A 25,332-nucleotide genomic window follows, 5' to 3' on the forward strand; every position below is an offset into this window, starting at 1 on the left:
ATACGCCCAGAGGTCACCCGCGGTCGGTCCCGCGTGAAGGTGCGAGCACCGTAACAACGCGGCGGGGACGGATCCACCGGATTACCTCAGCTCCGGCGGGCCCGCCCTCCCGCTCCGCTCAGCCGGAGACGCAGAACTCGTTGCCCACCGGGTCCTGAAGGGTCGTCCAGGCCAGCCCCGGCATCTCGTGCTCACCGACGACCACGGCCCCCAGCCCCACCAGCCGCTCCACGTCGGCGGCCCGGTCCTCGGAGGAGAAGTCGACGTGGACCCGGTTCTTGCCGGCCCTCGGCTCGGGCACCTGCTGGAAGCCCAGCACCAGCGGCTGGGCCGCCAGGATGACGAACTCCCCGTAGTCCTGCGCCACTTCCACCCCGAGCGCACCGGCCCACCAGTCGGCCAGCGCACGCGCGTCCGCACAGTCGATCGTGATCATCTCCGCAGCCATTCTCATGCCTTTCACCGTACGGCGAGGCACTGACAGCGGGCCCGGGACACTCTGCGTACGCGATCGGCGAGGCGTCAGCGCAGGGCGACCTCCAGCAGCGGCAGCTCGCGGCCCGGGACCGAGCCGGACGGGGTGGCGCCGATGCGGACGGCGCCCATCGCCAGGTAGAACGGCTCCGCGTTCGGGTCGGCGTCGATCATCAGACGGGTGAAGCCGAGACGGCGGGCCTCGTCCACGGTGTGGGCGAACAGCAGGCGCCCGATGCCCCGGCCCATCGCGTCCGGGTCGACGAACATCATGCCGAGCGCCCCCTCGGGCGGGTCCCCGTCCAGGGTGGTGAAGCCCAGCACCCGGCCGTGCTCCTCCGCGACCGCGGTCCGCCGGAGGGCCACGTCGGCCGGGTGGACGGTCAGCTCCTGGCGGCAGGCGGCCAGGAAGTCCTCGTCGTAGTCCCAGTGGCCCTTGGAGCGCAGGGCCAGTTCGGTCAGTTCCGCGGCTTCCGCCGCCTCGCCCGCGCGCACACGCATGCGCCGGTCCCCCTTCCGTTCGGCGGGAAGAGGCGGGAACGCGCGGGTGGTGCGGAGTCCCGGCCGGAACCCCGCGCCACCCGCCCGCCGCGCCTCGGGATACGTCAGTCGAAGATCGGGCCCTGGGTCCGGGTCCGCTTGATCTCGTAGAAGCCCGGAATGGACGCGACCAGCAGGGTGCCGTCCCACAGCTTCGCCGCCTCCTCGCCCTTGGGGGCGGGGGTGACGACGGGACCGAAGAACGCGATCTGCTCACCGTCGGCGCCCGGGACGGCGATGACCGGGGTGCCGACCTCCTGTCCGACCTTGTCGATGCCCTCCTTGTGGGAGGCGCGCAGCTCGGTGTCGTACGCGTCGGAATCGGCGTACTCCGCGAGCTCGGCCGGCAGGCCGACGTCCGTGAGGGCGCCGATGATCGCCTCGCGGGTCGGGCCCTCGCCCTTGTTGTGGAACCGGGTTCCGAGCGCCGTGTAGAGGGGGCCGACGACCTTGTCGCCGTGCTTCTGCCGGGCGGCGACGACGACCCGGACCGGGCCCCATGCCTTGTTCTCCAGGAGGTCGCGGTACTCCTCGGGCAGCTGGTCGAGCTTGTCCTCGTTCAGGACGGCCAGGCTCATCACATGCCAGTGGACCTCGACGTCGCGGACCTTCTCCACCTCCAGCATCCAGCGGGAGGTCATCCACGCCCAGGGGCAGAGCGGGTCGAACCAGAAATCGACCGGAGTCCTGCCGTTGGCCGTGCTGTTGTCAGACATGTCTCTCCTCAAGAGGGCGGTTCCCACCTGTCCGGCAGAACACCGCAGGGCGGTCCCCCCATTCCCGGATTCCGGCGTCCCGAGCCACATGGGAGGATCAAAGGTGTTCGAACACGACAGAAAACGCGCGTCACGAAGGAGTGCCCGTGCCCGGTGAAAACCTGTCCCGCGACGAGGCCCATGAGCGGGCCGAGCTGCTGACCGTCGACGGATACGAGGTCGCCCTCGACCTGCGTTCCGCCGTCGGGGAGCCAGGCGGGGACGAGGAGGCCGACGGCACCGGTCCGCGTACCTTCCGCTCGCTGACCACCATCCGTTTCCGTGCGGCCCGCGAGGGGGCCTCGTCGTTCGCCGATCTGGTGGCGCCGCGGGTGAACGCGGTGACGCTGAACGGCACGGCACTGGACCCGGCGGCCGTCTTCGACGGGACCCGGGTGGCGCTGGACTCCCTCGCCGCGGGCGAGAACGTCCTGGTCGTCGACGCGCAGTGCGCGTACAGCCGGACCGGCGAGGGCATGCACCGCTTCGTCGACCCGGAGGACGGCGAGGTCTACCTCTACACGCAGTACGAGCCGGCCGATGCCCGGCGCGTCTTCGCGAACTTCGAGCAGCCCGACCTCAAGGCGCCCTTCCGCTTCCAGGTGACGGCGCCCGAGGGCTGGCGGGTCTGGAGCAACGGGGCCGAGGAGTCCCACCAGGGCGAGGTGTGGCGGTTCGCCGAGACGAAGCCGATCTCCACCTACATCACGGCGGTCGTCGCCGGTCCGTACCACTACGAGACCGACCACTACACCCGTACCTTCGACGACGGCTCCACGCTGGAGATCCCGCTCGGCGCGATGTGCCGCAAGGGGCTCGCCCGCCACTTCGACGCGGACGACATCTTCCTCGTCACCAAGCAGGGCCTGGACTTCTTCCACGACCACTTCGACTACCCGTACCCCTTCGGGAAGTACGACCAGGCGTTCGTGCCCGAGTACAACATCGGCGCCATGGAGAACCCGGGCTGCGTCACCTTCCGCGAGGAGTACATCTACCGCGGCAAGGTCACCTCGGCGTCCTACGAGCGCCGGGCCAACGTCATCCTGCACGAGATGGCGCACATGTGGTTCGGCGACCTGGTCACCATGCGGTGGTGGGACGACCTGTGGCTGAAGGAGTCGTTCGCCGACTTCATGGGGACCTTCTCCATGGTGGAGGCGACCCGCTTCACCAACGGCTGGATCACCTTCGCCAACAACCGCAAGGCGTGGGCCTACCGCGCCGACCAGCTGCCCTCCACCCACCCGGTCACGGCCGACATCCGTGACCTGGAGGACGCCAAGCTGAACTTCGACGGCATCACGTACGCCAAGGGCGCGTCCGTACTGAAGCAGCTGGTGGCGTACGTCGGACGGGACGCGTTCCTGGAGGGCGCCCGGCGCTACTTCAAGCGGCACGCGTACGGCAACACCCGGCTGGGCGACCTGCTGTCGGTGCTGGCGGAGACCTCCGGCCGCGACATGACCACCTGGTCGCACTCCTGGCTCCAGACGGCGGGCGTCAATGTGCTCAACCCCGTCGCGACGTACGACGCGGCCGGCCGGATCACCGAGCTCGCCGTGCTCCAGGAGGCCGCCGAGTCGCACCCGGAGCTGCGCCCGCACCGCGTCGCGGTGGGCCTGTACCGGCGCAACCCGGACGGCGACCTGGTGCGTTACGCCCGCGCCGAGGTGGACGTCGCCGGGCCGCGCACGGTGGTCGGGGAGCTGGCCGGGGCCGAGCGGCCCGAGCTGATCCTGGTCAACGACGACGACCTGACGTACTGCAAGGTCCGCTTCGACGAGGTGTCCCTCGCCACCCTGCGCGAGCACCTGGGCGACATCACCGACCCGCTGGCACGGGCGCTGTGCTGGTCGGCGCTGTGGAACCTGACGCGCGACGGTCTGCTGCCCGCCCGCGACTTCGTCCACCTGGTGCTGGCCTTCTCCGGCCGGGAGACGGACATCGGCGTGCTCCAGATGCTGCACGCCTGGGCGCAGTCGGCCCTGGTGCACTACGCCGCGCCCGCCTGGCGCGAGGAGGGCGGCCAGGCCCTGTCCGAGGGTGCGCTGCACGAGCTGCGCCTCGCCGAGCCGGGCAGCCAGCACCAGCTGACCTGGGCCCGGTTCTTCGCGGCGGTCGCCGCCTCGGAGGCGGACTTCCAGCTGCTGACCGAGCTACTCGGCGGCACCGCCCGGATCGACGGCCTGGACGTCGACCAGGAGCTGCGCTGGGCGTTCCTGTCCCCGCTGGCCTCGCACGGGATCGCCGACGCGTCGGTGATCGACGCCGAACTGGCCCGCGACGACACGGCGTCCGGGAAGCGGCACCAGGTGCGCTGTCTGGCCTCGCGCCCCTCGGCCGCGGTCAAGGCGCAGGCGTGGGCGGCGGTCGTGGAGTCGGACAAGCTGTCCAACGCCCTGGCCGGGGCGACGATCGCGGGGTTCGTGCAGTCCTCGCAGCGCGAGCTGCTGGCGCCGTACACGACCGCGTACTTCGACGCGATCGAGCGGGTGTGGGCCGAGCGCTCCATCCAGATCGGCATGGACGTGGTCTCGGGGCTGTTCCCGGGACTCCAGGACGACCCGGCCACGCTCGCGGCGACCGACGCGTGGCTGACCTCGCACCCGGACGCGGCACCGGCACTGCGCCGACTGGTCCTGGAGGCCCGTGACGCCCTTGCGCGGGCGCTGCGCGGGCAGGAGTGCGACCGCAGGGCGTGAGCCGGGGGGTGCGAGCGGCGCGGAGGCGGCGCTCGCACACCCGTCCCTGGCGCCCCGCACAATCCCCTGCGTGACGGTGCTTTTCGGCTCTCGAACGCCCGTACTTTAGGACGGCGTTGTCCTGGATTGTCGACGGGCGTGTAACAGGGGTTAGCAACCTGTGGGTGAGCGGGAAACCCCGGGGCATGACCCAGAACACCCCACTCTCCCCCTGCCCCCTGAATCACCTCCACGAGGTGCGGCAACGCGTGCTGTCCGCCGCCCAGTTGCGGGTGCGGGGGGTGTCCGCCGCGCAGACCGCCGCACAGTGCCTGGGCGGCGGCCCCTGGCAGCAGCTGCTGCCGGGGGTGTACCTGCTGCGGCCGGGTCGGCCCTCCGGTGCGGAACGGCTGCACGGCGCCCTGCTGTACGCGGGCCGTCCGCCGGTCTCCGGGCGGCGGGCCCCGGCGCCCGCGCACGGCGGGGCGGAGTACGGGGAGGCGATGGTCACCGGGCTCGCGGCGCTCACGCTGCACGGGTTCGCCTCCGCGCCGCACCTGATGTCGCTGCACCGGATCGATGTGCTCGTGCCGCGCTCCCGGCGGCTGCGTTCGACCCGGTTCGTGCAGGTGCTCCGGTCGGCCGCGCTGCCGGAGCCGGAGCGCGTCGCCGGGCTGCCGGTCGCACCGGTGGAGCGGGCGGTGGCCGACGCGGTGGCGGAGCTCACGGACTCGGGGGCCGTGCGCCGGCTGCTGACCGAGGCGGTCCGGGACGGGCACGGCGAGAGTGCCGCCCTCGTACGGGAACTGAGCGCGGCGAAGCTCCTGGGCCGGACGCCGGTGGTGGACGCCGTGGAGTCGCTGCTGGCCGAGGGGCGGGCCGAGGCGGAGCTGCGGCTGTACGACATGGTGCGCGCGCACGGGCTGCCGGAGCCGCTGTGGAACGTGGAGCTGCGGCTGCCGGGCGGCCCGCCGCTGGGCGGGGTCGACGCCTACTGGCCCGATGAGGCCGTCGCCCTCGGGCTGGACATCCGCAGCTCCGGGCACGGCTCGCCGGCCGACGGGCGCCAGGAGGAACAGGGCGCGCGGTGGTCCGCGTACGCCGCCGAGCGGGAGCACCTGGAGCGGCTCGGAATCACCGTCGTCCATGTCACGCCGAGGAAACTGCGCGAGGCGGCGGAGCAACAGGCCACCGTGGTGCGTACGGCGCTGATGGCGGCGGGTGACCGCGAACCGGCGGCGTATGTGATGGTCCTGCCCCGATGAGGGCCTCCGCGGCGCCCTTTTGACCCCATTCATCACTCGTGACGCATCGGACCCACTGGCGGATCTACGCCATGTCCATTTCTCGTCTCCGTCAACTCTCCACAAACCCCTGTCATTTACGACAGGGTGAGCGGTCATCCGGTACCGAATTCCGGACTCTCTCTTTCAGATACAGGGATGCTGATGACCAAGGAATCCCCCAGCTCCATACCCGGGGCGAGACGCGCGGCCCGTATCGCGGCCGCCGCCGGTCTGGTGGCCGCACTGGCCGCCTCCGGTGCCGCCCCGGTTTTCGCCGCCGACGACCCGGCCACCGCGCCCGTCAAGCCCTCCGCCACGAGCGGGAAGGGCGACAAGCTCGGCAAGGCCGACGCCGACGTGCTGTCCAAGGCCGAGGCCGAGGGCGAGAAGAGCGTCACGATGATGGTCGCCACCACTCCGGGGGCGACCGAGCAGGTCACCAAGCAGCTGGACGCCGTCAAGGGGTCCGTGCTGGGGCAGACGTACGACAAGCTCGGCTATGTCCGCGCGACCGTACCGACCGCCTCGGCCGAGTCGACGATCAAGGCGGCCTCCAAGCTGTCGTCCGTCCTCGGCATCGACCTCAAGCAGGAGATCAAGCTGGACGACCCGACGCCCAAGGGCGACCGGGCCGCCGGGGCGAAGAAGGCGAAGTCCACGGGCAGCCACGCGGCCCCGGGCAGGAAGACGCCGGCGAAGAACCCGTACAACCCGTCCTTCGAGACGGGCGCGGTCGACTTCGTCAAGCAGCACCCGAAGGCCGACGGCCGCGGGATCACCATCGGTGTCCTGGACTCCGGAGTCGACCTCGGTCACCCGGCCCTCCAGAAGACCACCACCGGCGAGCGCAAGATCGTCGACTGGGTGACCGCCACCGACCCGGTCGACGACGAGGACGGCACCTGGCTGCGGATGACGGAGGCCGTGACCGGCCCGACGTTCACGGCCCTGGGCAAGACGTACTCGGCGCCCGCGGGCTCGTACCGGTTCAGCCTGTTCAAGGAGTCCGCCACGCTCGGGGGCGACATGGCGGGCGACCTCAACCGTGACGGTGACACCACCGACACCTGGGGCGTGCTGTACGACCCGGTCACCGGCACCACGCGGGTCGACCTGAACGGCAACGCGAACTTCGCCGACGACACCGTCCTGAAGCCGTACAAGGACAAGCACCAGGTCGCCTACTTCGGCAAGGACGACCCGCGCACCGACGTCGTCGAGCGCATCCCGTTCGTCGTCGAGACCCGCAAGAACGTCGTCTACAACGCCGCGGGCGCCAAGGCCGACTTCGTCAGCATCGGTGTCATCGAGAGCGAGCACGGTACGCACGTCGCGGGCATCACCGCGGCCAACGGCCTGTTCGGCGGCAAGATGAACGGTGCGGCGCCCGGCGCCAAGATCGTCTCCTCGCGTGCCTGCACCTGGACCGGCGGCTGCACCAACATCGCGCTCACCGAGGGCATGATCGACCTCGTCGTGAACCGCGGTGTCGACGTCGTCAACATGTCGATCGGCGGCCTGCCGCCGCTGAACGACGGCAACAACGCGCGCGCCGAGCTCTACAAGCGGCTCATCGACATCTACGGCGTCCAGCTGGTCATCTCGGCCGGCAACGACGGCCCGGGTGTCAACACCATCGGTGACCCCGGTCTCGCCGACCACGTCATCTCGGTGGGCGCGTCCATCTCCAAGGAGACCTGGGCCGCCAACTACGGCTCGAAGGTCACCAAGAAGTACGACATGCTGCCCTTCTCCTCGCGCGGTCCGCGTGAGGACGGCGGCTTCGCGCCGATCCTGACGGCGCCGGGTGCGTCCATCAACACCACCCAGACCTGGATCCCGGGCGGACCGGTCAAGGAGGCGGGTTACGACCTGCCGGCCGGTTACTCCATGCTCCAGGGCACCTCGATGGCCTCCCCGCAGGCCGCCGGTGCGACCGCGCTGCTGCTGTCCGCCGCGAAGCAGAAGAACATCGAGCTGCCGCCGGCGGATCTGCGCACCGCGCTGACCAGCACCGCCACCCACATCAAGGGAGTGCCCGCGCACGCCCAGGGTGCCGGTCTCATCGACATCGTCGGTGCCTGGAAGGCCATCGGAAAGGGCGCCACCGCGCACGAGTACACGGTGAAGGCCCCGGTCGACACCGCGATCGACTTCGCGCTGAAGGACCCGGGCTTCGGCACGGGCCTGTACGACCGTGAGGGCGGCCTGAAGGCCGGCCAGAAGAAGTCGTACGACGTCACCGTCACCCGCACCACGGGTCCGGACCGCAACGTCAAGCACACGCTGTCGTGGAAGAACAACGACGGCACCTTCAAGCTGACCGGTCCGAGCACCGTCTCGCTGCCGCTCGGCAAGCCGGTGACCGTCAAGGTCCAGGCGAAGCCCGGCAGCACCGGTGTGCACAGCGCGATCCTCAAGGTCGATGACAAGAAGACCGTCGGCGTGGACCACCAGATCCTCACCACCGTCGTCGTCGCCACCGACCTCAAGAAGCCGGGCTACGCGTTCAAGGCGTCCGGCTCGGTGCAGCGCAACAGCAGCACGTCGTACTTCCTGAACGTACCGGAGGGCGCCAAGACCCTTGAGGTCGCCCTCAGCGCCCTGCGTTCGGGCAGCCAGACGCGGTTCATCTCCCTGCACCCCTACGGGGTCGCGGTGGAGGACAGCGCCACGATCTACTGCTACCCGAACTACGAGAACCCGGCCAACACCTGCCGCCCGGACGTGCGTTCCTACAAGGACCCGCAGCCCGGCGTCTGGGAGGTCGAGGTCGAGTCGCGTCGTACGTCGCCGCTGCTGGACAACCCGTACAAGCTGGATGTCAGCCTGCTCGGCGCGTCCTTCGACCCGGCCGTGCAGACCATCGCCGAGGCGAAGATCGGCAGCCCGGCCGCGGTGAACTGGAAGGTCACCAACAGCGCCGCCGCCCTGGAGGGCAAGCTCAAGGGCGGTTCGCTGGGTTCGGCCGACGTCGAACGCCCGTCGATCTCCACGGGTGGGACCTACGAGACCACGGTCACCATCGGTGAGGGTGTCGAGAAGCTGGACGTCGCCATCGGCGGCACCTCCGACGCCAACGCGGACATCGACCTGTATGTCTTCAAGGGCGACAAGGAGGCCGGCAAGTCGACCACCGCGGGCTCCGAGGAGTCGGTCAGCCTGGTCAAGCCCGCCGCCGGTACGTACACCGTCGTCGTCGACGGCTACTCGGTCCCGGCCGGGACCACCGAGTTCGCCTACCGCGACGTGTTCTACTCGCCGACGCTCGGCACGATCAAGGTCGACGAGTCGAAGGCCGTGAACCTGGCCAACGGCGCCTCGGCCCAGGTCGGCGCCGAGGTCCTGGTAGCCGGAGCGGCTCCCGAGGGCCGGCAGTTCTTCGGTGAGATCCAGCTGGTCAACCCCCGCGGCACCGCGGCGGGCACCGGCAGCGTCGTGATCGAGAAGGTCACGCCGTAGCGACCGGTGCGACGGCTCGGTGAGCCGTCGCACCGGTGGGTCACCGGAGCGGTGACCCACTGAACGGCCAGCGGGGCGGGCGCTCTCCCGGGAGCTCCCGCCCCGCTGCACGTCCCGCGCCGGTGCTCCGGGTCCAGGACGTCGGCCGGGGTCGGGGCCGGACCGTCGGCCGTCAGCGGGGTCCGGGTCCGGGCGGGCAGCCGCCAGCCGCCAGCCGCCAGCCGCCAGCCGTCAGCCGTCAGCCGTCAGCCGTCAGCCGTCAGCCGGGCCAGGGTCCGTGACGTCAGCCGGGCGCGGGTCCGGGCCGTCAGCCGCCAGGGTCCGTGACGTCAGCCGGGCCCGGAGCACTCCGTGTCACGGGAGCCCGGCAGCGCGGCCGACATCCACTCCCAGGCCGCCGCCCGGTCCGCCGCCGCCGTGTACGAGTCGACCCCCTCGCCGGGGAAGCGCGACACCCTGACGACCACGCGGGCGCCGGGCGGGTAGTGGCCGGCGTCCTTGCCCGGCACGAGGAACACGGCCTGACGCGGGCCGCGCTCCGGCTTCAGCCGGCGCTCGACGTCCAGCACCACGCGCAGGCCGGGCGCGACCCGCTCGGTACGGTTCACCGTGCCGTCCACGACGAGGCGGGCGCAGGCCATGATCCCCTCGTGGGTCGGCTTGGCGTCACCGTGCCCGCCGTCCGGGGGCCGTGCCACCGACCACATGATCCCGGTGCCTGCCAGCGCGGCGGCGCCCACCAGCGACGCGGCCAGTGCGAGCACCCGCCACCGGGACCGCCGGGCGGGAGACGCCGGAGCGGCGGGCTCCGGGGCCGGGGGCTCCGGGGCCGGGGGCTCCGGGACGGCCGGCCGCGGGCCCGCGGCCAGTGCGTCCCCGATCAGCCGGAGCTGTGTACCGAGCACCGCGAGGTCCCGTTCCACCGCCGCGTACCGGGCCGCGGTGCCGCTCCCCCCGTCCCGGGGCGCCGGCTCCCCCAGCAGCACGGCCATCAGCTCGTCCGATCCGTACGGCTCGCCCGTGTTCATCGTCACACCACCTCGTCCGTGCGCAGCAGCGCCATCCGCTCGCGCATCGCCCCGGCCGCCGCGTACAGGCGGCTCTTGACCGTGCCTTCCGGAATCCCCAGCTCGGCCGCGATCCGCGGTACGGACAGGTCCGCGTAGAACCGCAGCACCAGGGCCTGGCGCTGCGGTCCGGGCAGCTCGTCGAGCCCGGCGGCGACCGTGAGGGCCAGCAGCCGTGCCTCCTGGCCGCCCTCGGCCGCCCCGTCCGGCGGGGTCAGCGCCGCGAGCCTGGCGCCGATCCGCTCCTGCCGGCCGCGGCCGCGGTGCCAGTCGGCCGCCAGGTTCGAGGCGACCACGGCCGCCCAGGCACCGATGTCGCGCGGTGCCTCCCTGCCGCTCGCCGCGCGCTCCAGCAGCCGCAGCCGTATCTGCTGCACAGCGTCCTGGAGATCGGCGTACGGCACACCGCCGAGGGACAGCACGGCCCTGACCCTGTCCACCTGCGCCGGGGACAGCGGGTCCTCCCCCGCGCCCGACGCCTTCCGTCCCAGCAAGGACTGCCTCCCCCTGAAGATGTTTCCCCTCAGACGCCGGAACGCGGCAGAACGTTCGGTCCGAGGGCCGGGAGTCCGCAGGCCGGACAATGGATTGGACAAGGCGGGCAGGGACATACGCATCATGGAGCGGCAAGCGGGCCGCACAAACGTACAGAGGAGATCCTGTGAAGGTCGGAATCGTCGGCGCCACCGGTCAGGTCGGCACAGTCATGCGCGGGATCCTGGCCGAGCGGAAGTTCCCGGTCGCCGAGCTGCGGCTCTTCGCCTCCGCGCGTTCGGCGGGCTCCACGATCGAGTGGCAGGGCGCGGACATCACCGTCGAGGACGCCTCCACGGCCGACTACACGGGCCTGGACATCGTGCTCTTCTCGGCCGGTGGCGCGACCTCCAAGGCGCTGGCGGAGAAGGTCGCCGCCCAGGGTGCCGTCGTGATCGACAACTCCTCCGCCTGGCGCATGGACCCCGAGGTCCCGCTGGTCGTCTCCGAGGTCAACCCGCACGCGGCGCTGATCCGCCCCAAGGGCATCATCGCCAACCCGAACTGCACCACCATGGCCGCGATGCCCGTGCTGCGCCCGCTGCACGCCGAGGCCGGTCTCGAAACGCTGACCGTGGCCACGTACCAGGCGGTGTCCGGCTCCGGTGTCGCCGGTGTCGCCGAGCTGCACGGCCAGGCGTCCAAGGTCGTCGCCGAGGCCGACAGGCTGGCCCATGACGGCGAGGCCGTGGACTTCCCCGAGCCGGCCGTCTACAAGCGTCCGATCGCCTTCAATGTGCTGCCGCTGGCCGGTTCGATCGTCGACGACGGTTCGTTCGAGACGGACGAGGAGCAGAAGCTCCGCAACGAGTCCCGCAAGATCCTGGAGATCCCGGGGCTCAAGGTGTCCGGCACCTGCGTCCGGGTCCCGGTCTTCTCCGGCCACTCGCTCCAGGTCAACGCCCGCTTCGCGCGGCCGATCAGCGTCGAGCGCGCCCATGAGCTGCTGAAGGACGCGGAGGGCGTCGAGCTCTCGGAGATCCCCACCCCGCTCCAGGCGGCCGGCAAGGACGCCTCGTTCGTGGGCCGTATCCGGGTCGACGAGACCGTCGAGCACGGCCTGGCGCTCTTCGTCTCCAACGACAACCTCCGCAAGGGCGCGGCGCTGAACGCCGTGCAGATCGCGGAGCTGGTGGCGGCCGAGCTCCAGGGCTGAGTTCCGTACGCTGCCGGGCATCCGGCTCCGTACGCGCCGACGGGCGGCCACCGGCACACGGTGGCCGCCCGTCGGCGTCCGGGGACCGGTGCGGCCCCGGCGGGCCTTCGGCGCGGGAGGGGCGGGGTCAGCCGCGCCGCACCTCGAACTGGAAGCAGCCGTACTCCACGGCCCGCACATGCACCAGCGCCACCGCCGGATCGGCGAACGCCTCGTCGAAGGCCGTGTCGAACCCGCGATCGTGGTCCGCGGGGATCTCCATCAGCCGCCCTCCCACGATCCGCCCCTCCGCGTCGTAGCGCCGGACGGTCCGCAGCGCCCCGGTCCGCGCGAAGGGGTAGCCCGCCCGCTCCGGGGCGGGGCCCCCGCACTCCTCGGCGTGGATGAAGACCGGCCCCTGTTCGTCGTACGCCCCCGGCCGGGCCCACGCCTCGGCCGCCCAGCGGCGCAGCGGCGCGTAGGAGACCAGGGCGATCCGCTCCCCCGGCTCGGCGCCGCGCAGACAGCAGCGCAGCGGGCCGCCGCTCTCCACGGCGGTGTACGGGAGGCAGGGGCGCCCCGCGTCGTCGGTGTCGCGGAGCTCCTTGAGGGCGGTGGGTCCGATGGGACGTGCCTCGTATCCGGTCATGGTTCGAGGGTGAGCGCGCCCGCCGTCCGCGTCCGGCGGAAAACGGACATCGCACTGTGTGGTGCCGCGTGGAAGGATGGCCGGAAACGCCGCATAGCAAGATCGACCGCTCCCATGTGCCGGTCGGTCCAAGTAGCACATCAAGGAGATGACCGCGTGCCTGGCACGAATCTGACCCGCGAAGAGGCACAGGAGCGGGCGCGCCTGCTGACCGTGGACGCGTACGAGATCGATCTCGATCTCTCCGGAGCGCAGGAGGGCGGCACCTACAGGTCCGTCACCACCGTGCGCTTCGACTCCGCCGAAGCCGGTGCCGAGTCCTTCATCGACCTGGTGGCCCCGGCGGTGCACGATGTCGAGCTGAACGGGAAGTCGCTCGATGTCGCCGCCGTCTTCCGTGACTCACGGATCGCACTGCCGCATCTGCTGGCGGGCACCAACGAGCTGAAGGTCGTCGCCGACTGCGCCTACACCAACACGGGCGAGGGTCTGCACCGGTTCGTCGACCCGGTCGACGAGCAGGCGTACCTGTACACGCAGTTCGAGGTGCCGGACGCGCGCCGGGTGTTCGCGAGCTTCGAGCAGCCCGACCTGAAGGCGACGTTCCGGTTCACGGTGAAGGCGCCGGAGGGCTGGACCGTCATCTCGAACTCGGCGACCCCGGAGCCGAAGGACCACGTCTGGTCCTTCGAGCCGACGCCGCGCATCTCGACGTACATCACGGCACTGATCGTCGGCCCGTACCACTCGGTGCACAGCAGCTACGAGAAGGACGGCCAGTCCGTTCCGCTCGGCATCTACTGCCGCCCGTCGCTGGCCGAGTACCTGGACGCCGACGAGATCTTCGCGGTCACGCGGCAGGGCTTCGACTGGTTCCAGGAGAAGTTCGACTACGCGTACCCCTTCGCCAAGTACGACCAGCTCTTCGTCCCGGAGTTCAACGCGGGCGCGATGGAGAACGCGGGCGCGGTCACGATCCGCGACCAGTACGTGTTCCGCTCGAAGGTGACGGACGCCGCGTACGAGGTGCGGGCCGAGACCATCCTGCACGAGCTGGCCCACATGTGGTTCGGCGACCTGGTCACCATGGAGTGGTGGAACGACCTGTGGCTGAACGAGTCGTTCGCCACGTACACCTCGATCGCCTGCCAGGCGTACGCCGAGGGCTCGAAGTGGCCGCACTCCTGGACCACGTTCGCCAACTCCATGAAGACCTGGGCGTACCGGCAGGACCAGCTGCCCTCCACGCACCCGATCATGGCGGAGATCAACGATCTCGACGACGTCCTGGTGAACTTCGACGGGATCACGTACGCGAAGGGCGCCTCGGTCCTGAAGCAGCTCGTGGCGTACGTCGGCATGGACGAGTTCTTCACGGGTGTCCAGGCGTACTTCAAGGCGCACGCCTTCGGCAACACCCGGCTTTCGGACCTGCTGGGCGCGCTGGAGAAGACCTCCGGGCGTGATCTGAAGACCTGGTCGAAGGCGTGGCTGGAGACGGCCGGGATCAACATCCTGCGCCCGGAGATCGAGACGGACGAGCACGGTCACGTCACGTCCTTCGCGGTCCTCCAGGAGGCTCCCGCCCTGCCCGCCGGTGCGAAGGGCGAGCCGACCCTGCGCCCGCACCGCATCGCGATCGGCTGCTACGACCTCGACGGGGCCGGCAAGCTGGTCCGTACGAAGCGGATCGAGCTGGACGTCGACGGCGAGCGCACGGCCGTCCCGTTCCCGGCGGACACCGCACGCCCGGCGGTCATCCTGCTCAACGACGACGACCTCTCGTACGCGAAGGTCCGTCTCGACGAGGAGTCGCTGCGGGTCGTCACCGAGCACCTCGGCGACTTCACCGAGTCCCTGCCGCGGGCCCTGTGCTGGGCCTCGGCCTGGGACATGACCCGCGACGGCGAGCTGGCGACGCGGGACTACCTCTCGCTCGTGCTGTCCGGCATCGGCAAGGAGTCGGACATCGGCGTGGTCCAGTCGCTGCACCGTCAGGTGAAGCTGGCGCTGGACCTGTACGCGGCGCCGGAGTCCCGCGAGGCGTTCCTGAACCAGTGGACGGACGCGACGCTGGCCCATCTGCACGCGGCGGAGCCGGGCAGCGACCACCAGCTCGCGTGGGCCCGCGCCTTCGCGGCGACGGCCCGCAACCCGCAGCAGCTGGACCTGCTCCAGGCGCTGCTGGACGGCACGGGGGCCATCGAGGGCCTGGCGGTCGACACCGAGCTTCGCTGGGCGTTCGTGCAGCGGCTGGCCGCGACCGGTCTGCTGGACGAGGAGGAGATCGCCGCCGAGTACGAGCGGGACAGGACGGCGGCGGGTGAGCGCCACGCGGCGTCCGCCCGTGCCGCCCAGCCCACCGCGGAGGCCAAGGCCGCCGCGTGGGCCTCGGTCGTCGAGTCCGACAAGCTCCCGAACTCCCTCCAGGAGGCGGTGATCGGCGGCTTCGTCCAGACCGATCAGCGCGAGCTGCTGGCCCCGTACACGGAGAAGTTCTTCGCCGCGGTGAAGGACGTCTGGGACTCGCGCAGCCATGAGATGGCTCAGCAGATCGCGGTGGGCCTCTACCCGGCCCTCCAGGTCTCGGAGGCCACCCTGGAGGCCACCGACGCCTGGCTCGCCTCGGCGGAGCCGAGCGCGGCCCTGCGCCGCCTGATGTCGGAGTCCCGGTCGGGCGTGGAACGCGCCCTGAAGGCCCGGACCGCGGACGCGGAGGCGGCGACCGCGTAAGCGCCGCACCACCGCATGGGTGAGGGGCGCCTCCTTCGGGGGGCGCCCCTCTCCGTCTTCCGGGCTGTCCGGGCGGCGGCTCTTCCCGGACTACTCGGGCGGCGGTGCCAGGACGAGCGGCCAGTTCTCGCCGGACCGGGCCTCCGCCACGACCTGTCCGGCCGGCGTTCCGGCGGGTGCCGTCAGTACGAGGGTGCTGTCCTGGGCCCGTGCGTACAGGCCGGGGCTGACACGGCCGCTCACACGCAGCAGCCGCAGCGCCGCCGGGTCGGCCGAGGACCGTCCGGGGAACAGCTCCGCGTCGGCCTCCAGCCCTTCGAGTACGGCGGGGTACGCCACGATGTCCACGGTCAGCAGCTCGCCGTCCAGCCGCCGCTCGGCCCAGCCGTCCGTCCGCACGAAGTAGAGGCAGCCGTCGCCCTCGTAGCCGTACGCCCCGAGCCGCGCGACGGCGCGCTCGTCCTCGGCCCCTTCCTCCGCCACGACCACGACGAGCGTCACGGAGTCCGGTTCGTCCGGATCCAGTCCGGTGCACAGCACGAGCTCTGCCATCTGCCATCCCCACGGGGGCGAAACAACGGGATCGACGGCAGACTAGCCCGTCCCGCGCGGCCTCTTCCCCGGGCGTCCCCCTCGGCCGTCCGGAGCGTGGAATCCGCCCGGCGGGCAGGCGCACGAGCGCAGCCGTCCGCCGGGCGGGAGCGGGGTGGGGCAGGAGCGCCCGACCGGATTCAGGCGCCCGACTCCTCGTAACGGCGGGCCAGTTCGGCCGTGCCGGTCTCCGTGAGCGTGCCGTGCAGGCGCATCCGGGCCACTCCGCCGTCGGGGAAGGTGTCGAGGCGGACGTGGGTGACCACCGCCTGGGCGCGCAGGACGAAGCGGTGGAGGGTGTCCGGCTGGAGCCGGGTGCGGGGGATGATCTCGAACCATTCGCCGGTCTCGCCGTTGCGGCCCTGGAGAGCGATCCAGCCGGCCGCGTTGCCCTTGAGGTAGGCGGTGTCGATCTCGACCGCGCGGACCGCGCCCTGGGCGGGCAGCCGGAAGCGGACCCAGTCGTTGGTGTCGCGGACCCGGCGGCGGCGGTTCTCCCAGCCGTCGTCCATCTTGCGGGAGGTGCCGGGCAGGATGATCTGGGTGGGCGAGGAGTAGAAGCGGTCCGAGGCGTCCTCGTACGTGCCGCCGTTCAGGACCGAGATCAGGTCGACGGTGCCGAGTGCGGCGAGCCACGCCGGGTCGGGGATCACCTCGCCGTGCACGCGGAGGCGGGCGATGCCGCCGTCGGGGTGCTGGCAGAGACGGATGTGGGTGTAGCGGCGGCCGCCGGTGATCTCGAAGGCGTTGGCGGCGTGGCCGCGTACGGGCGTCGGCGCGACGATCTCCTCCCACTTCACGTCGTCGGCCAGCAGCTCGTCCGGGCCGGGCGCGCCCTCGGCCGCGGTCGCCTGGACCGATACGCGCTGCGGGTAGTTGCCGCGGAAGTGCGCGGTGTCCACGACGATGCCGCGGATGATGCCGGGGGCGCCGAGCCGGACGATGGCCCAGTCGTGCTCCCCGGGGGCCGGGAAGGGATGGGCCGCGTCGGCACCGCGGCGACGGCGGGTCTCCCAGCCGTCCATGATCTTGCCCTTGTGCCCGAAGCGCTCGGGGTCGAAGACGGCGCGCTCGCGGATCAGGAGGTTCTCGCGCTCGGCGAAGAACTCGTCGTCGGCGGCGATCACGCCCGCGCCGAGGCGGCGGTCGGCGAGGTCGACGAGTTCGGTGAAGGGCAGGTCGTCGGCGGTGCGGTAGTCGGCGTACGGGTCGCCGCCGCCGTAGGGGGCCGCGTCATTGGCGTGGGGGTCGGTGTCCTGGAATGTGGTCCCGCTCGCGTCGAAGGTCATGCGACGACTGTCCTACGGCCTTACCCATCAGGTCCATCGAAAGTTTTCGCAGATGATATTCAGCTCAGCTGAACGATTCGGCCGCCCGGGTGAGCGCCTTCAGGACGCGCGCCACGGCCGGGCCCCGCTCCGCCCCCTGCCGCACCGCCGCCACCACATGGCGGCGCGGCTGGTCCGCGTCCAGGACCCGCATCACCACGCCCTCACTGCGCTCCCTCGACGCCATCCGGGGAACCAGCGCGATACCCATGCCCGCCTCGACCATGGAGAGGATCGCCGTCCAGCCGGCGGCGCTGTGGGCCTGCTCGGGCACGAAGCCCGCGGCCTCGCACGCGGCGGTGGTGATCTGCGACCAGGGGCCCGAGCCGCCGAAGATCCAGGGGTCACGGGCCAGGTCCGCCAGGCGGAGGGCGGGGGTGTGCGCCAGCCGGTGGTCCGCCGGGAGCGCCACGTCCAGCTGATCGGCCAGCAGCGGCAGCAGGGTGAAGCGGGGGTCGCGGGCCGTGGGGGCGTGCGCGGCGAGGGAGAGGGCCAGGTCCACATCGCCCGAGGTGAGCAGCTCGTACGCCTGCGCCGCCTCGGCCTCCCGTACGCGTACGTCGGGACCCGGCCGGCCCTCGGCGCGCAGGAGCCGGACCGCGGGTACGACGAGGGCGGACACCGCGGTGGAGAACGCGCCGACCCGCACCTCGCCCGCCTCACCGCGCAGATAGCCGGCCAGTTCGGCGTCGGCGCGCTCCAACTGGGCGAAGACCACCTCGGCGTGGCGGAGTACGAGGTGCGCGGCGTCGGTGAGGCGGACCCGGCGGCCCTGGGCCTCCAGGAGCGGCACCCCGAGCTGTCTGGCCAGATTGGTGAGCTGCTGGGAGACCGCGGACGGGGTCATCGACAGCGCCTCGGCGGTCGCGGTCACGGTGCCCCGGTCGCGCAGGGTGCGCAGGATGCGGAGCTTCTTCACGTCCCACTCGGTCATGGGCGCAACCTACCGGGAGGACACGCGCACCTGGACCGCCGAGCGGTCAGGGGCCTGGGCGTAGGCGCAGGCCGGGACCTGGGGTAAGCACAGGCGGGAGATTCGGCGTACACGCGGGCCGGGGCTTCGCCGGGCGCGTGGGCCACCGCACCGTGCGGGCTCGTGGACCACCGCACCGTACGGGCAGGTGGGCCGGGACATGCGAATGCGCCGCGCGGTACCTCGTACCGGCGGCGCACTCGTCAGGAGCGTGTGGGGCTAGGCCTGCTTCTTGGACTTGTCCAGGACCATGACCAGGCCCGTGATCACCAAGAACAGGGCGATGGGCGCCACGACATAGAGACCGATGGTCTCCATCGCGCTCAGGCCCGGACCCGGGTCGTCACCGTCGTCGCGGGTCAGCGCGAGCGCCGGGGACGACATGAGCAGCATCATCAGCGTCGTACCGGCCGCGACGGCGCCGGCGCGCATAGCGTTCTTCTTGTCCACGGTGCAAACGTAGCGAACGCCTAGGAGCGACGCGCGCCCGGGGGTGCCGTATGACCCTTTCGGGGTCTCAGAACGTCCATCAGGCCGTGCAGCCGGGACGAGACGGCCAGTTCCTCCAGGGTGACGGGGTGTCCCTCGGCGTCGGCGACGGGCAGCCGCCAGTTGGGGTACTGGTCCCAGGTGCCGGGGAGGTTCTGCGGGCGGCGGTCGCCCACCGTGTCGGGGAGCCAGACGCCGACCATGCGGGCGGGGGTGTCCATCAGGAACCGGTGGACGGCCCGGACAGCCGCCTCCTCGTCGCCGTCGCCCTCGGGGAGCATCCGGAGCCGGGCGAGGCAGGCCAGCCACTCGGCGGTGTCGGTGGCGTCCTCGGCCAGCTCCTGCTCCAGGGGCCGGGTGAGCAGCCCGAGGCGGTGGCGCAGCGTCACATGGTCGCCGGTCAGCCGGGCCGCGGTGGACGGCAGGTCGTGCGTGGTGGCCGTGGCCAGACAGTCCCGGCGCCAGTTCCGCGGCGGCAGCGGGCGGCCGGTGCCGTCCCAGTCGCGCTCGAACCAGAGCACGGAGGTGCCGAGCACGCCCCGCCGGGCGAGCGCCTCGCGTACGCCCGGTTCGACGGTGCCGAGGTCCTCCCCCACGACGACCGCCCCGGCCCGGTGTGCCTCCAGGACGAGCACGGCGAGCATCGCCTCGGCGTCCTGGGCGACGTAGGTCCCCTCGGTGGGCGGCCTGCCCTCGGGCACCCACCAGAGCCGGAAGAGGCCCATCACATGGTCGATGCGCAGGGCGCCCGCGTGGCCGAACAGCCCGCGCAGGAGGCCGCGGTAGGGGGCGTAGCCGGTGGCGGCGAGGGCGTCGGGGCGCCACGGGGGAAGTCCCCAGTCCTGGCCTCGCGCGTTGAAGGCGTCCGGGGGCGCGCCGATGGACATCCCCTGAGCGAAGGCGTCCTGCTGGGCCCAGGTGTCGGCGCCCGCGGGGTGCACGCCGACGGCCAGGTCGTGGACGATCCCGATCTCCATCCCGGCGTCCTCGGCGGCGCGCTGGGCGTCGGCGAGCTGAGTGGCGGTCAGCCAGGCGAGCCGGGAGTGGAAGTCGACCCGGTCCAGGAGCCCGGCGCGGGCGCGGGCGGTCCCCGCCGAGCGGGGGTCGCGCAGGGCGGCGGGCCAGGCGTGCCAGTCGGAGCCGTGCACCTCGGCGAGGGCGCACCACAGGGCGTGGTCCTCCAGTGCCTGCCCCTGCTCGGCCAGGAAGTCGCAGTACGCGGCGCGGCGGCCGGGGGTCAGCTCCACCTCGTGGATGAGCTCCAGGGCCTGCCGCTTGAGCTCCCAGACGGCGTCCCGGTCGATCAGCGCGCCCTTGTTCAGTACGGCTTCGCGCTGGGACGCGGCGTCCTGCCGGAGGTCGTCGAGGGTGGCCCGGTCCTGGACGTGCCCGTACTCGGGGATCGACTCGACCCGCAGATGCACGGGGTCGGGGAAGCGGCGCGAGGAGGGGCGGTAGGGGGACGGGTCGGTGGGTCTGCCCGGTACGGCGGCGTGGAGCGGGTTGACCTGGACGAATCCGGATCCGAGCGTCCGGCCGGACCAGGCGGCGAGGTCGGCCAGGTCACCGAGGTCGCCCATGCCCCAGGAGCGGCCGGAGAGCAGGGAGTAGAGCTGGACCAGGAAGCCGTGGGTGCGGGCGGGCGGCTGCGGGACGCGGGGCGGGGCGACGACGAGCGTGACGGTGGCGCTGCTGCGGTCCGGGGCCCGGACGTCGAGGCGGTGGACGCCGTGGGGCGGGCCGGTCCACCAGGAGGGGACCGGTGATCCCCCGGGCCCGGCGGCGGGTGCGCCCTGCGCGGGAAGTCCGCGGGTCCCCTCCGGTCCCGCCGAGGCCCCTTCCCGTACCGCGGACGCCCCTCCCAGCCCCTCCAGTACCGAGGGCAGTCCCGCAGGCCGCTCCGTCACCCGCATCCGCAGCTTCCGCGGCGCCCGGCCGTTCCCCCGGCCCGGTTCGGTCTCCGGGGTGAGGGTCAGCGTGGTGCCGGGGGGCAGCGCGGTCAGGGCGGGCGGCAGCGCCTCGCCGGACCAGACCACCAGCGTCGGCGGAAGCAGGCGCGAAGCCGCCGCCGATTCGGCGGCCGCCAGTGATTTCCGTACGGCCTCGGGGGTGCCGGCGTCCACGCCCAGCGCGGCGAGCACGGCCGTGACCGTGTCGTCGGGGACGGACACCGTGACATCCGCGGACGGGGAGTAGGAGGTGGCGACGCCATGCAGTGCGGCGAGCCGGGACAAGCCCATTCAGACTCCAGGGAACTCCATGCCCCCTGCGGTGCCGGGGGCGGTCGGCTCGCTGGTCAGAGGGGCGACGGCGGCGAGCGGTGGCTCGCTCGTGAGCGGGGTGGCGTCGGCGAGCGGGGGCTCGCTGGTCAGGGGGGCGGTGTCGGCGAACGAGGATTCACCGATCAGGGAGGAGACATCGGCGAGCGGCAGCTCGCTGATCAGCGGTGCGACCTGCGCCAGGGGAGGCTCACTGGTCAGTGGGGCCGAGCCGGCCTGGTCCGGTACCTGTTTGGAGAAGGCGGAGAGCAGAAGCTGCGCGGAAGCGGGCATGGTGGCCTCCTGGCCGTGGAGAACAGGACACAGCAGACCTACCCAGACCTGGCGGGCGCAGACGTGGACGAGACATAGGCGTTATGACAACGAGCCCAACGTGCCGTAGGTCACATTCCGTTCCCCCGTACGGCAGGTATGAGGCGTTTTCGGCCACCCCAATGCCCCCCTTACGGCCCATCAGGAACCGCACCCGCCAACACATCCGGCATATCCGACAGAACGGCCACGTGCATTGACACCCCCGGTCCCGGGTGGTGGGCTCGGAGCCCACCGGTGGGACGAGGGGAGAGCGACGTGCGGTTCGGGCGCAGAAAGCACGCGACGGCCGTCGCCGTCGCCGTGATCGGCGGACTGCTCGGGGCCGTCGCACCGGCCGCGACGGCCGCCCCCGTCGTACCCGGCCAGCCGGCCGCCACCTCGCCCGACCGCGCCGACGACGCGCGGCTGCCCTCCGTCTGGCCCCGGCCGCAGAGCATCAAGGCCGCCGGACAGGCCGTGCCGCTGGGCACCGAGGTCACCGTCGTCGCCGCCGCGGACGCCGATCCGTACGCCGTCGACGCGCTGCGCACCGTGCTGCGCGAGGCGGGCGTACGGACCCTGCACGAGGGCCTGCCCGGCCGCGGTCCGGTCGTCCGGATCGGGGGCACGGGTGCCCAGGACGCGCTGCGGACCCTGCGCGCCCCCGAACGCGCCGACCTGCCCCCGGGCGGCTACCGGATCGCCGTCGGCCGGATCGCCGGGCGCTCCACCGTCGCCCTGGACGGCATCGGCGAGGACGGCCTCTTCCACGGCGTCCAGACGCTGCGTCAGCTGGTGGGCGACGGCTCCGTGGCCGGGGTGGTGGTGCGCGACTGGCCGGGCACGGCCGTGCGCGGGATGGCCGAGGGGTTCTACGGACAGCCGTGGACCCGCGAGGAACGGCTCGCGCAGATCGCCTTCATGGGGCGCACGAAGCAGAACCGGTATCTGTACGCGGCGGGCGACGACCCCTATCGGCTGGCCCGCTGGCGCGACCCGTACCCGGCCGAGCGGCGCGCCGACTTCCGGGCGCTCGCCGAGAAGGCCCGCGCCGAACATGTGACGCTCGGCTGGGCCGTCTCCCCCGGCCAGGCGATGTGCATGGCGTCGGACGCCGACGTCAGGGCGCTGACCCGCAAGGTCGACGCCATGTGGGCGCTGGGCGTGCGGGTGTTCCAGTTGCAGTTCCAGGACGTCAGCTACAGCGAATGGCACTGCGGCCAGGACGCGGACACCTTCGGCAGCGGCCCCCGGGCGGCGGCCAGGGCGCAGGCCCGGGTGGCCGGCGCGCTCGCCCAGCACCTGGCGGACCGTCACCCCGGCGCGGCCCCGCTGTCGGTGCTGCCGACCGAGTTCTACCAGGACGGTGCCACCGACTACCGCACGGCGCTCGCCGCCGAGCTGGACAACCGGGTGCAGGTGGCCTGGACCGGAGTCGGGGTCGTGCCGAAGACCATCACCGGGGGTGAACTGGCCGGGGCGCGCGCCGCGTTCCGGCACCCGCTGGTCACCATGGACAACTATCCGGTCAACGACTACGCGCAGGACCGGATCTTCCTGGGCCCGTACACCGGCCGGGATCCGGCGGTGGCGAGCGGTTCGGCCGCACTGCTCGCCAACGCGATGGAGCAGGCGTCCGCCTCCCGCATCCCGCTGTTCACCGCCGCCGACTTCGCCTGGAACCCGAAGGGGTACCGGCCGCAGGAGTCCTGGCACGCGGCGATCGACGACCTGGCGGGCGGGGACGCCCGTACCCGGGCCGCGCTGCGGGCGCTCGCGGGCAACAGCGCGACCTCCGTGCTCGGCGGCGACGAGTCCGCCTATCTCCAGCCGCTGCTCGCCGCGTTCTGGAAGTCCCGGGCGGCGGACGCGGCGGTGCGGGACGGTGCCGCACGCGATCTGCGGGCGGCGTTCTCCGTGATGCGAGAGGCCCCCGAGCGGCTGAAGACCCCGGCGGAGGGACGGCTGGACGAGGAAGTGCGGCCGTGGACCGAGCAGCTGGCCCGGTACGGCGAGGCGGGCGAACTGACCGTCGATCTGCTCCAGGCCCAGGCGCGCGGTGACGGGGCGGCGGCCTGGCAGGCGCAGCTGGCCCTGGAGCCGCTGCGCAAGGACATCGCGGCGAGCGGCGCGACCGTCGGCAAGGGCGTGCTGGGCCCGTTCCTGGACCGGGCCCGCAAGGCGGCCGACAGCTGGAACGGCACCGACCGCACCGCCGGAACGGTCAGCCGCGACGCGGACAGCTACACCGTCCGGCTGAACCGGGCCCGCCCCGTGGAGTCCGTGACGGCGATGACGGAACCGGGCGGCGGATTCGCCGACGCGGTCCTGGAGGGCCATGTGCCGGGCGAGGGCTGGCGGACGCTGGGCCGGCTCTCGGCGAGCGGCTGGACCCAGACGGCGGCGAAGGGGCTGCGGGCGGACGCGATCCGCGTCCGCCTGCCGGAGAGCGCCAGCACCGCTCCCCCCTCCTTCATGAGCCCCGCCCTGCCGGCCGCTCCCCTGGTGGACCGGGGTGCGCCGAAGGTGCGCGGCCTGATCCCGTGGTTCGGTGACGAGCCCGCGGCCAAGCTCGATCTCGTGCGCGGGGTGACGGACGCGGAGATCGGCGGCGGCACGCAGCGCGTGGCGGCCCGGCTGGCCGCGCAGCGCCCCGCCGAGGTACGGGGCGAGCTCACCGCCAAGGCGCCCAAGGGCATCGAGGTGAAGGTCCCGAAGCGGACGACGGTGCCGCGCGGCTCGCGTACCGACGTCCCCGTGGACATCACCGTCCCGGCGGACACCCCGGCCGGCGAGTACGAGGTGCCGTTCACCTTCGGGGGCGAGGAGAGCACGCTGACCGTCCGGGCCTTCCCGCGCACGGCGGGGCCCGATCTGGCGCGTACGGCCAGGGCGTCCTCGTCCGGGGACGAGACCCCGGACTTCCCCGCCTCGGCGGCCTCCGACGGCGATCCCGCCACCCGCTGGTCCTCACCGGTCGAGGACGGCGCCTGGTGGCAGGCCGAACTGGCCGAGCCGGCCCGGCTCGGCCAGGTGGTGCTGCACTGGCAGGACGCGTACGCCTCCCGCTACCGCATACAGGTCTCCGCGGACGGCCGCACCTGGCGCACGGCGGCGACCGTGCGGGAAGGCGGGGGCGGGCGCGAAGCGGTGCGGATGGACGCGAAGGACACCCGTTTCCTCCGGATCCAGGGCGACGGCCGGGCGACCGAGTACGGCTACTCCCTCTGGTCGGTGGAGGCGTACGCCGTCGCCCCGTAGCGGTGCACCGTCGCCCGCGGGCGCACGCCGTGGCTCCACGGCGGCGACGCCGGGACGACGAAGGCCCGGGTCTCAGGCGGAAACGCCGTCGATCCGGGCCATCACGTCGTCCGCGCCGAACGGTTGCAAATACGGCAGCCAGCGCGGGTCGCGGTGTCCGGTCCCGATGATCCGCCAGGCCAGCCCGGTCGGCGGGGCGGGCTGATGGCGCAGCCGCCAGCCCAGCTCGGGCAGATGCCGGTCGGCCTTGACGTGGTTGCAGCGGCGGCAGGCCGCCACCACGTTGTCCCAGGCGTGCTGACCGCCGCGGCTGCGCGGAATGACATGGTCGACGCTGGTCGCGGCGGCTCCGCAGTACATGCAGCGCCCGCCGTCCCTGGCGAACAGCGCGCGGCGCGTCAGGGGAACGGGCCCCCGGTAGGGGACCCGTACGAAGCGCTTGAGGCGGACGACACTGGGCGCCGGCAGAGCACGGGTGGCGCTGTGCAGGAAGGAGCCGGACTCCTCCAGGCAGATCGCCTTGTTCTCCAGCACGAGGACGAGCGCGCGACGGAGCGGTACGACGCCGAGCGGCTCGTACGACGCGTTGAGAACCAGGACGTGCGGCACGTGGATGCCTCCTTGTACGCCGGCGGCGCGTGGCTCGCGCCGGGACGATCCGATCTCAGTCTCTCCTCCTGCCTGGTCCAAGCGCCACCACGTGCGGGTAACGGGCCGGGAGGATTTTTCTCACCACCGCCCGGACGGGGCGCCGGAGCCCGCCGGAACAGGTGCTTCACCGGGGTGGCCGCCCGCACT

The 25,332-nt window shown here is 72.4% G+C and carries 19 protein-coding genes; 6 read left to right on the forward strand and 13 right to left on the reverse strand.

Going from position 1 to position 25,332, the window contains the following annotated elements; genetic code table 11:
* Positions 1-118 precede the first annotated feature (118 nt).
* From OG251_RS12700 to OG251_RS12710, 3 genes are all read right to left on the reverse strand, one after another.
* Positions 119-454 (reverse strand): VOC family protein, encoded by a 336-nt coding sequence (locus OG251_RS12700; protein ID WP_326677260.1) that lies wholly within the window; start codon positions 452-454, stop codon positions 119-121.
* A gap of 68 nt (positions 455-522) precedes the next feature.
* Entirely contained in the window at positions 523-975 is a 453-nt protein-coding gene (locus OG251_RS12705) for a GNAT family N-acetyltransferase (protein ID WP_326677261.1), read from the reverse strand.
* Positions 976-1,079: 104 nt separating this feature from the next.
* Positions 1,080-1,730: a mycothiol-dependent nitroreductase Rv2466c family protein gene (locus OG251_RS12710; protein WP_326677262.1), complete on the reverse strand. Its 651-nt coding sequence runs from the start codon at positions 1,728-1,730 to the stop codon at positions 1,080-1,082.
* Between the two features lie 146 nt (positions 1,731-1,876).
* On the opposite strand from OG251_RS12710, the gene pepN (OG251_RS12715) reads away from it, so the two are divergent.
* From pepN (OG251_RS12715) to OG251_RS12725, 3 genes are all read left to right on the forward strand, one after another.
* Complete coding sequence (gene pepN, locus OG251_RS12715) at positions 1,877-4,474, forward strand: aminopeptidase N (RefSeq protein ID WP_326677263.1); 2,598 nt, start codon at positions 1,877-1,879, stop codon at positions 4,472-4,474.
* A gap of 185 nt (positions 4,475-4,659) precedes the next feature.
* Entirely contained in the window at positions 4,660-5,718 is a 1,059-nt protein-coding gene (locus tag OG251_RS12720) for a hypothetical protein (RefSeq protein WP_326677264.1), read from the forward strand.
* Positions 5,719-5,895: 177 nt separating this feature from the next.
* The gene (locus tag OG251_RS12725) at positions 5,896-9,201 is read left to right on the forward strand and encodes a S8 family serine peptidase (RefSeq protein WP_326677265.1); all 3,306 of its coding nucleotides are present in this window, start codon (positions 5,896-5,898) and stop codon (positions 9,199-9,201) included.
* A 329-nt stretch (positions 9,202-9,530) separates the two neighbouring features.
* Here OG251_RS12725 and OG251_RS12730 read toward each other — a convergent pair whose 3' ends face one another.
* Both OG251_RS12730 and OG251_RS12735 read right to left on the reverse strand, forming a co-directional pair.
* A complete protein-coding gene (locus OG251_RS12730; protein WP_326677266.1) occupies positions 9,531-10,229 on the reverse strand; it encodes a hypothetical protein in 699 nt (232 codons plus the stop codon).
* A gap of 2 nt (positions 10,230-10,231) precedes the next feature.
* On the reverse strand, positions 10,232-10,783 hold the full coding sequence (locus OG251_RS12735; RefSeq protein ID WP_442818419.1) for an RNA polymerase sigma factor: 552 nt from the start codon (positions 10,781-10,783) through the stop codon (positions 10,232-10,234).
* A 146-nt stretch (positions 10,784-10,929) separates the two neighbouring features.
* Here OG251_RS12735 and OG251_RS12740 point away from each other — a divergent pair, with 146 nt between their 5' ends.
* On the forward strand, positions 10,930-11,958 hold the full coding sequence (locus tag OG251_RS12740) for an aspartate-semialdehyde dehydrogenase (protein ID WP_326677268.1): 1,029 nt from the start codon (positions 10,930-10,932) through the stop codon (positions 11,956-11,958).
* A 127-nt stretch (positions 11,959-12,085) separates the two neighbouring features.
* On the opposite strand, the gene OG251_RS12745 is transcribed toward OG251_RS12740, so the two are convergent.
* Positions 12,086-12,586, reverse strand: coding sequence for a DUF1203 domain-containing protein (locus OG251_RS12745; protein WP_326677270.1), 501 nt, complete (start codon positions 12,584-12,586; stop codon positions 12,086-12,088).
* Between the two features lie 156 nt (positions 12,587-12,742).
* Here OG251_RS12745 and pepN (OG251_RS12750) point away from each other — a divergent pair, with 156 nt between their 5' ends.
* Positions 12,743-15,319 (forward strand): aminopeptidase N, encoded by a 2,577-nt coding sequence (gene pepN, locus OG251_RS12750; protein WP_326677271.1) that lies wholly within the window; start codon positions 12,743-12,745, stop codon positions 15,317-15,319.
* Positions 15,320-15,409: 90 nt separating this feature from the next.
* On the opposite strand, the gene OG251_RS12755 is transcribed toward pepN (OG251_RS12750), so the two are convergent.
* From OG251_RS12755 to OG251_RS12780, 6 genes are all read right to left on the reverse strand, one after another.
* A complete protein-coding gene (locus OG251_RS12755) occupies positions 15,410-15,871 on the reverse strand; it encodes a hypothetical protein (RefSeq protein WP_326677272.1) in 462 nt (153 codons plus the stop codon).
* Positions 15,872-16,050: 179 nt separating this feature from the next.
* Entirely contained in the window at positions 16,051-17,199 is a 1,149-nt protein-coding gene (gene alc / locus OG251_RS12760; RefSeq protein ID WP_326677273.1) for an allantoicase, read from the reverse strand.
* Positions 17,200-17,263: 64 nt separating this feature from the next.
* Positions 17,264-18,172 (reverse strand): LysR family transcriptional regulator, encoded by a 909-nt coding sequence (locus OG251_RS12765; RefSeq protein ID WP_326677274.1) that lies wholly within the window; start codon positions 18,170-18,172, stop codon positions 17,264-17,266.
* Between the two features lie 258 nt (positions 18,173-18,430).
* A complete protein-coding gene (locus tag OG251_RS12770; RefSeq protein WP_073723257.1) occupies positions 18,431-18,661 on the reverse strand; it encodes a hypothetical protein in 231 nt (76 codons plus the stop codon).
* 20 nt (positions 18,662-18,681) lie between these two features.
* Positions 18,682-20,940 carry a 4-alpha-glucanotransferase gene (malQ, locus tag OG251_RS12775; RefSeq protein WP_326677275.1) on the reverse strand — a complete coding sequence of 753 codons (2,259 nt, stop codon included), beginning with the start codon at positions 20,938-20,940 and terminating at the stop codon, positions 18,682-18,684.
* On the reverse strand, positions 20,941-21,252 hold the full coding sequence (locus OG251_RS12780; RefSeq protein WP_326677276.1) for a hypothetical protein: 312 nt from the start codon (positions 21,250-21,252) through the stop codon (positions 20,941-20,943).
* Positions 21,253-21,549: 297 nt separating this feature from the next.
* Between OG251_RS12780 and OG251_RS12785 the strand changes: the two genes are divergently transcribed.
* The gene (locus OG251_RS12785; protein WP_326681243.1) at positions 21,550-24,534 is read left to right on the forward strand and encodes a beta-N-acetylglucosaminidase domain-containing protein; all 2,985 of its coding nucleotides are present in this window, start codon (positions 21,550-21,552) and stop codon (positions 24,532-24,534) included.
* A gap of 72 nt (positions 24,535-24,606) precedes the next feature.
* Here OG251_RS12785 and OG251_RS12790 read toward each other — a convergent pair whose 3' ends face one another.
* The gene (locus OG251_RS12790; protein ID WP_073723265.1) at positions 24,607-25,143 is read right to left on the reverse strand and encodes an HNH endonuclease; all 537 of its coding nucleotides are present in this window, start codon (positions 25,141-25,143) and stop codon (positions 24,607-24,609) included.
* Between the last annotated feature and the right edge of the window lie 189 nt (positions 25,144-25,332).

This window comes from Streptomyces sp. NBC_01237 (assembly GCF_035917275.1).
Lineage (GTDB): Bacteria > Actinomycetota > Actinomycetes > Streptomycetales > Streptomycetaceae > Streptomyces.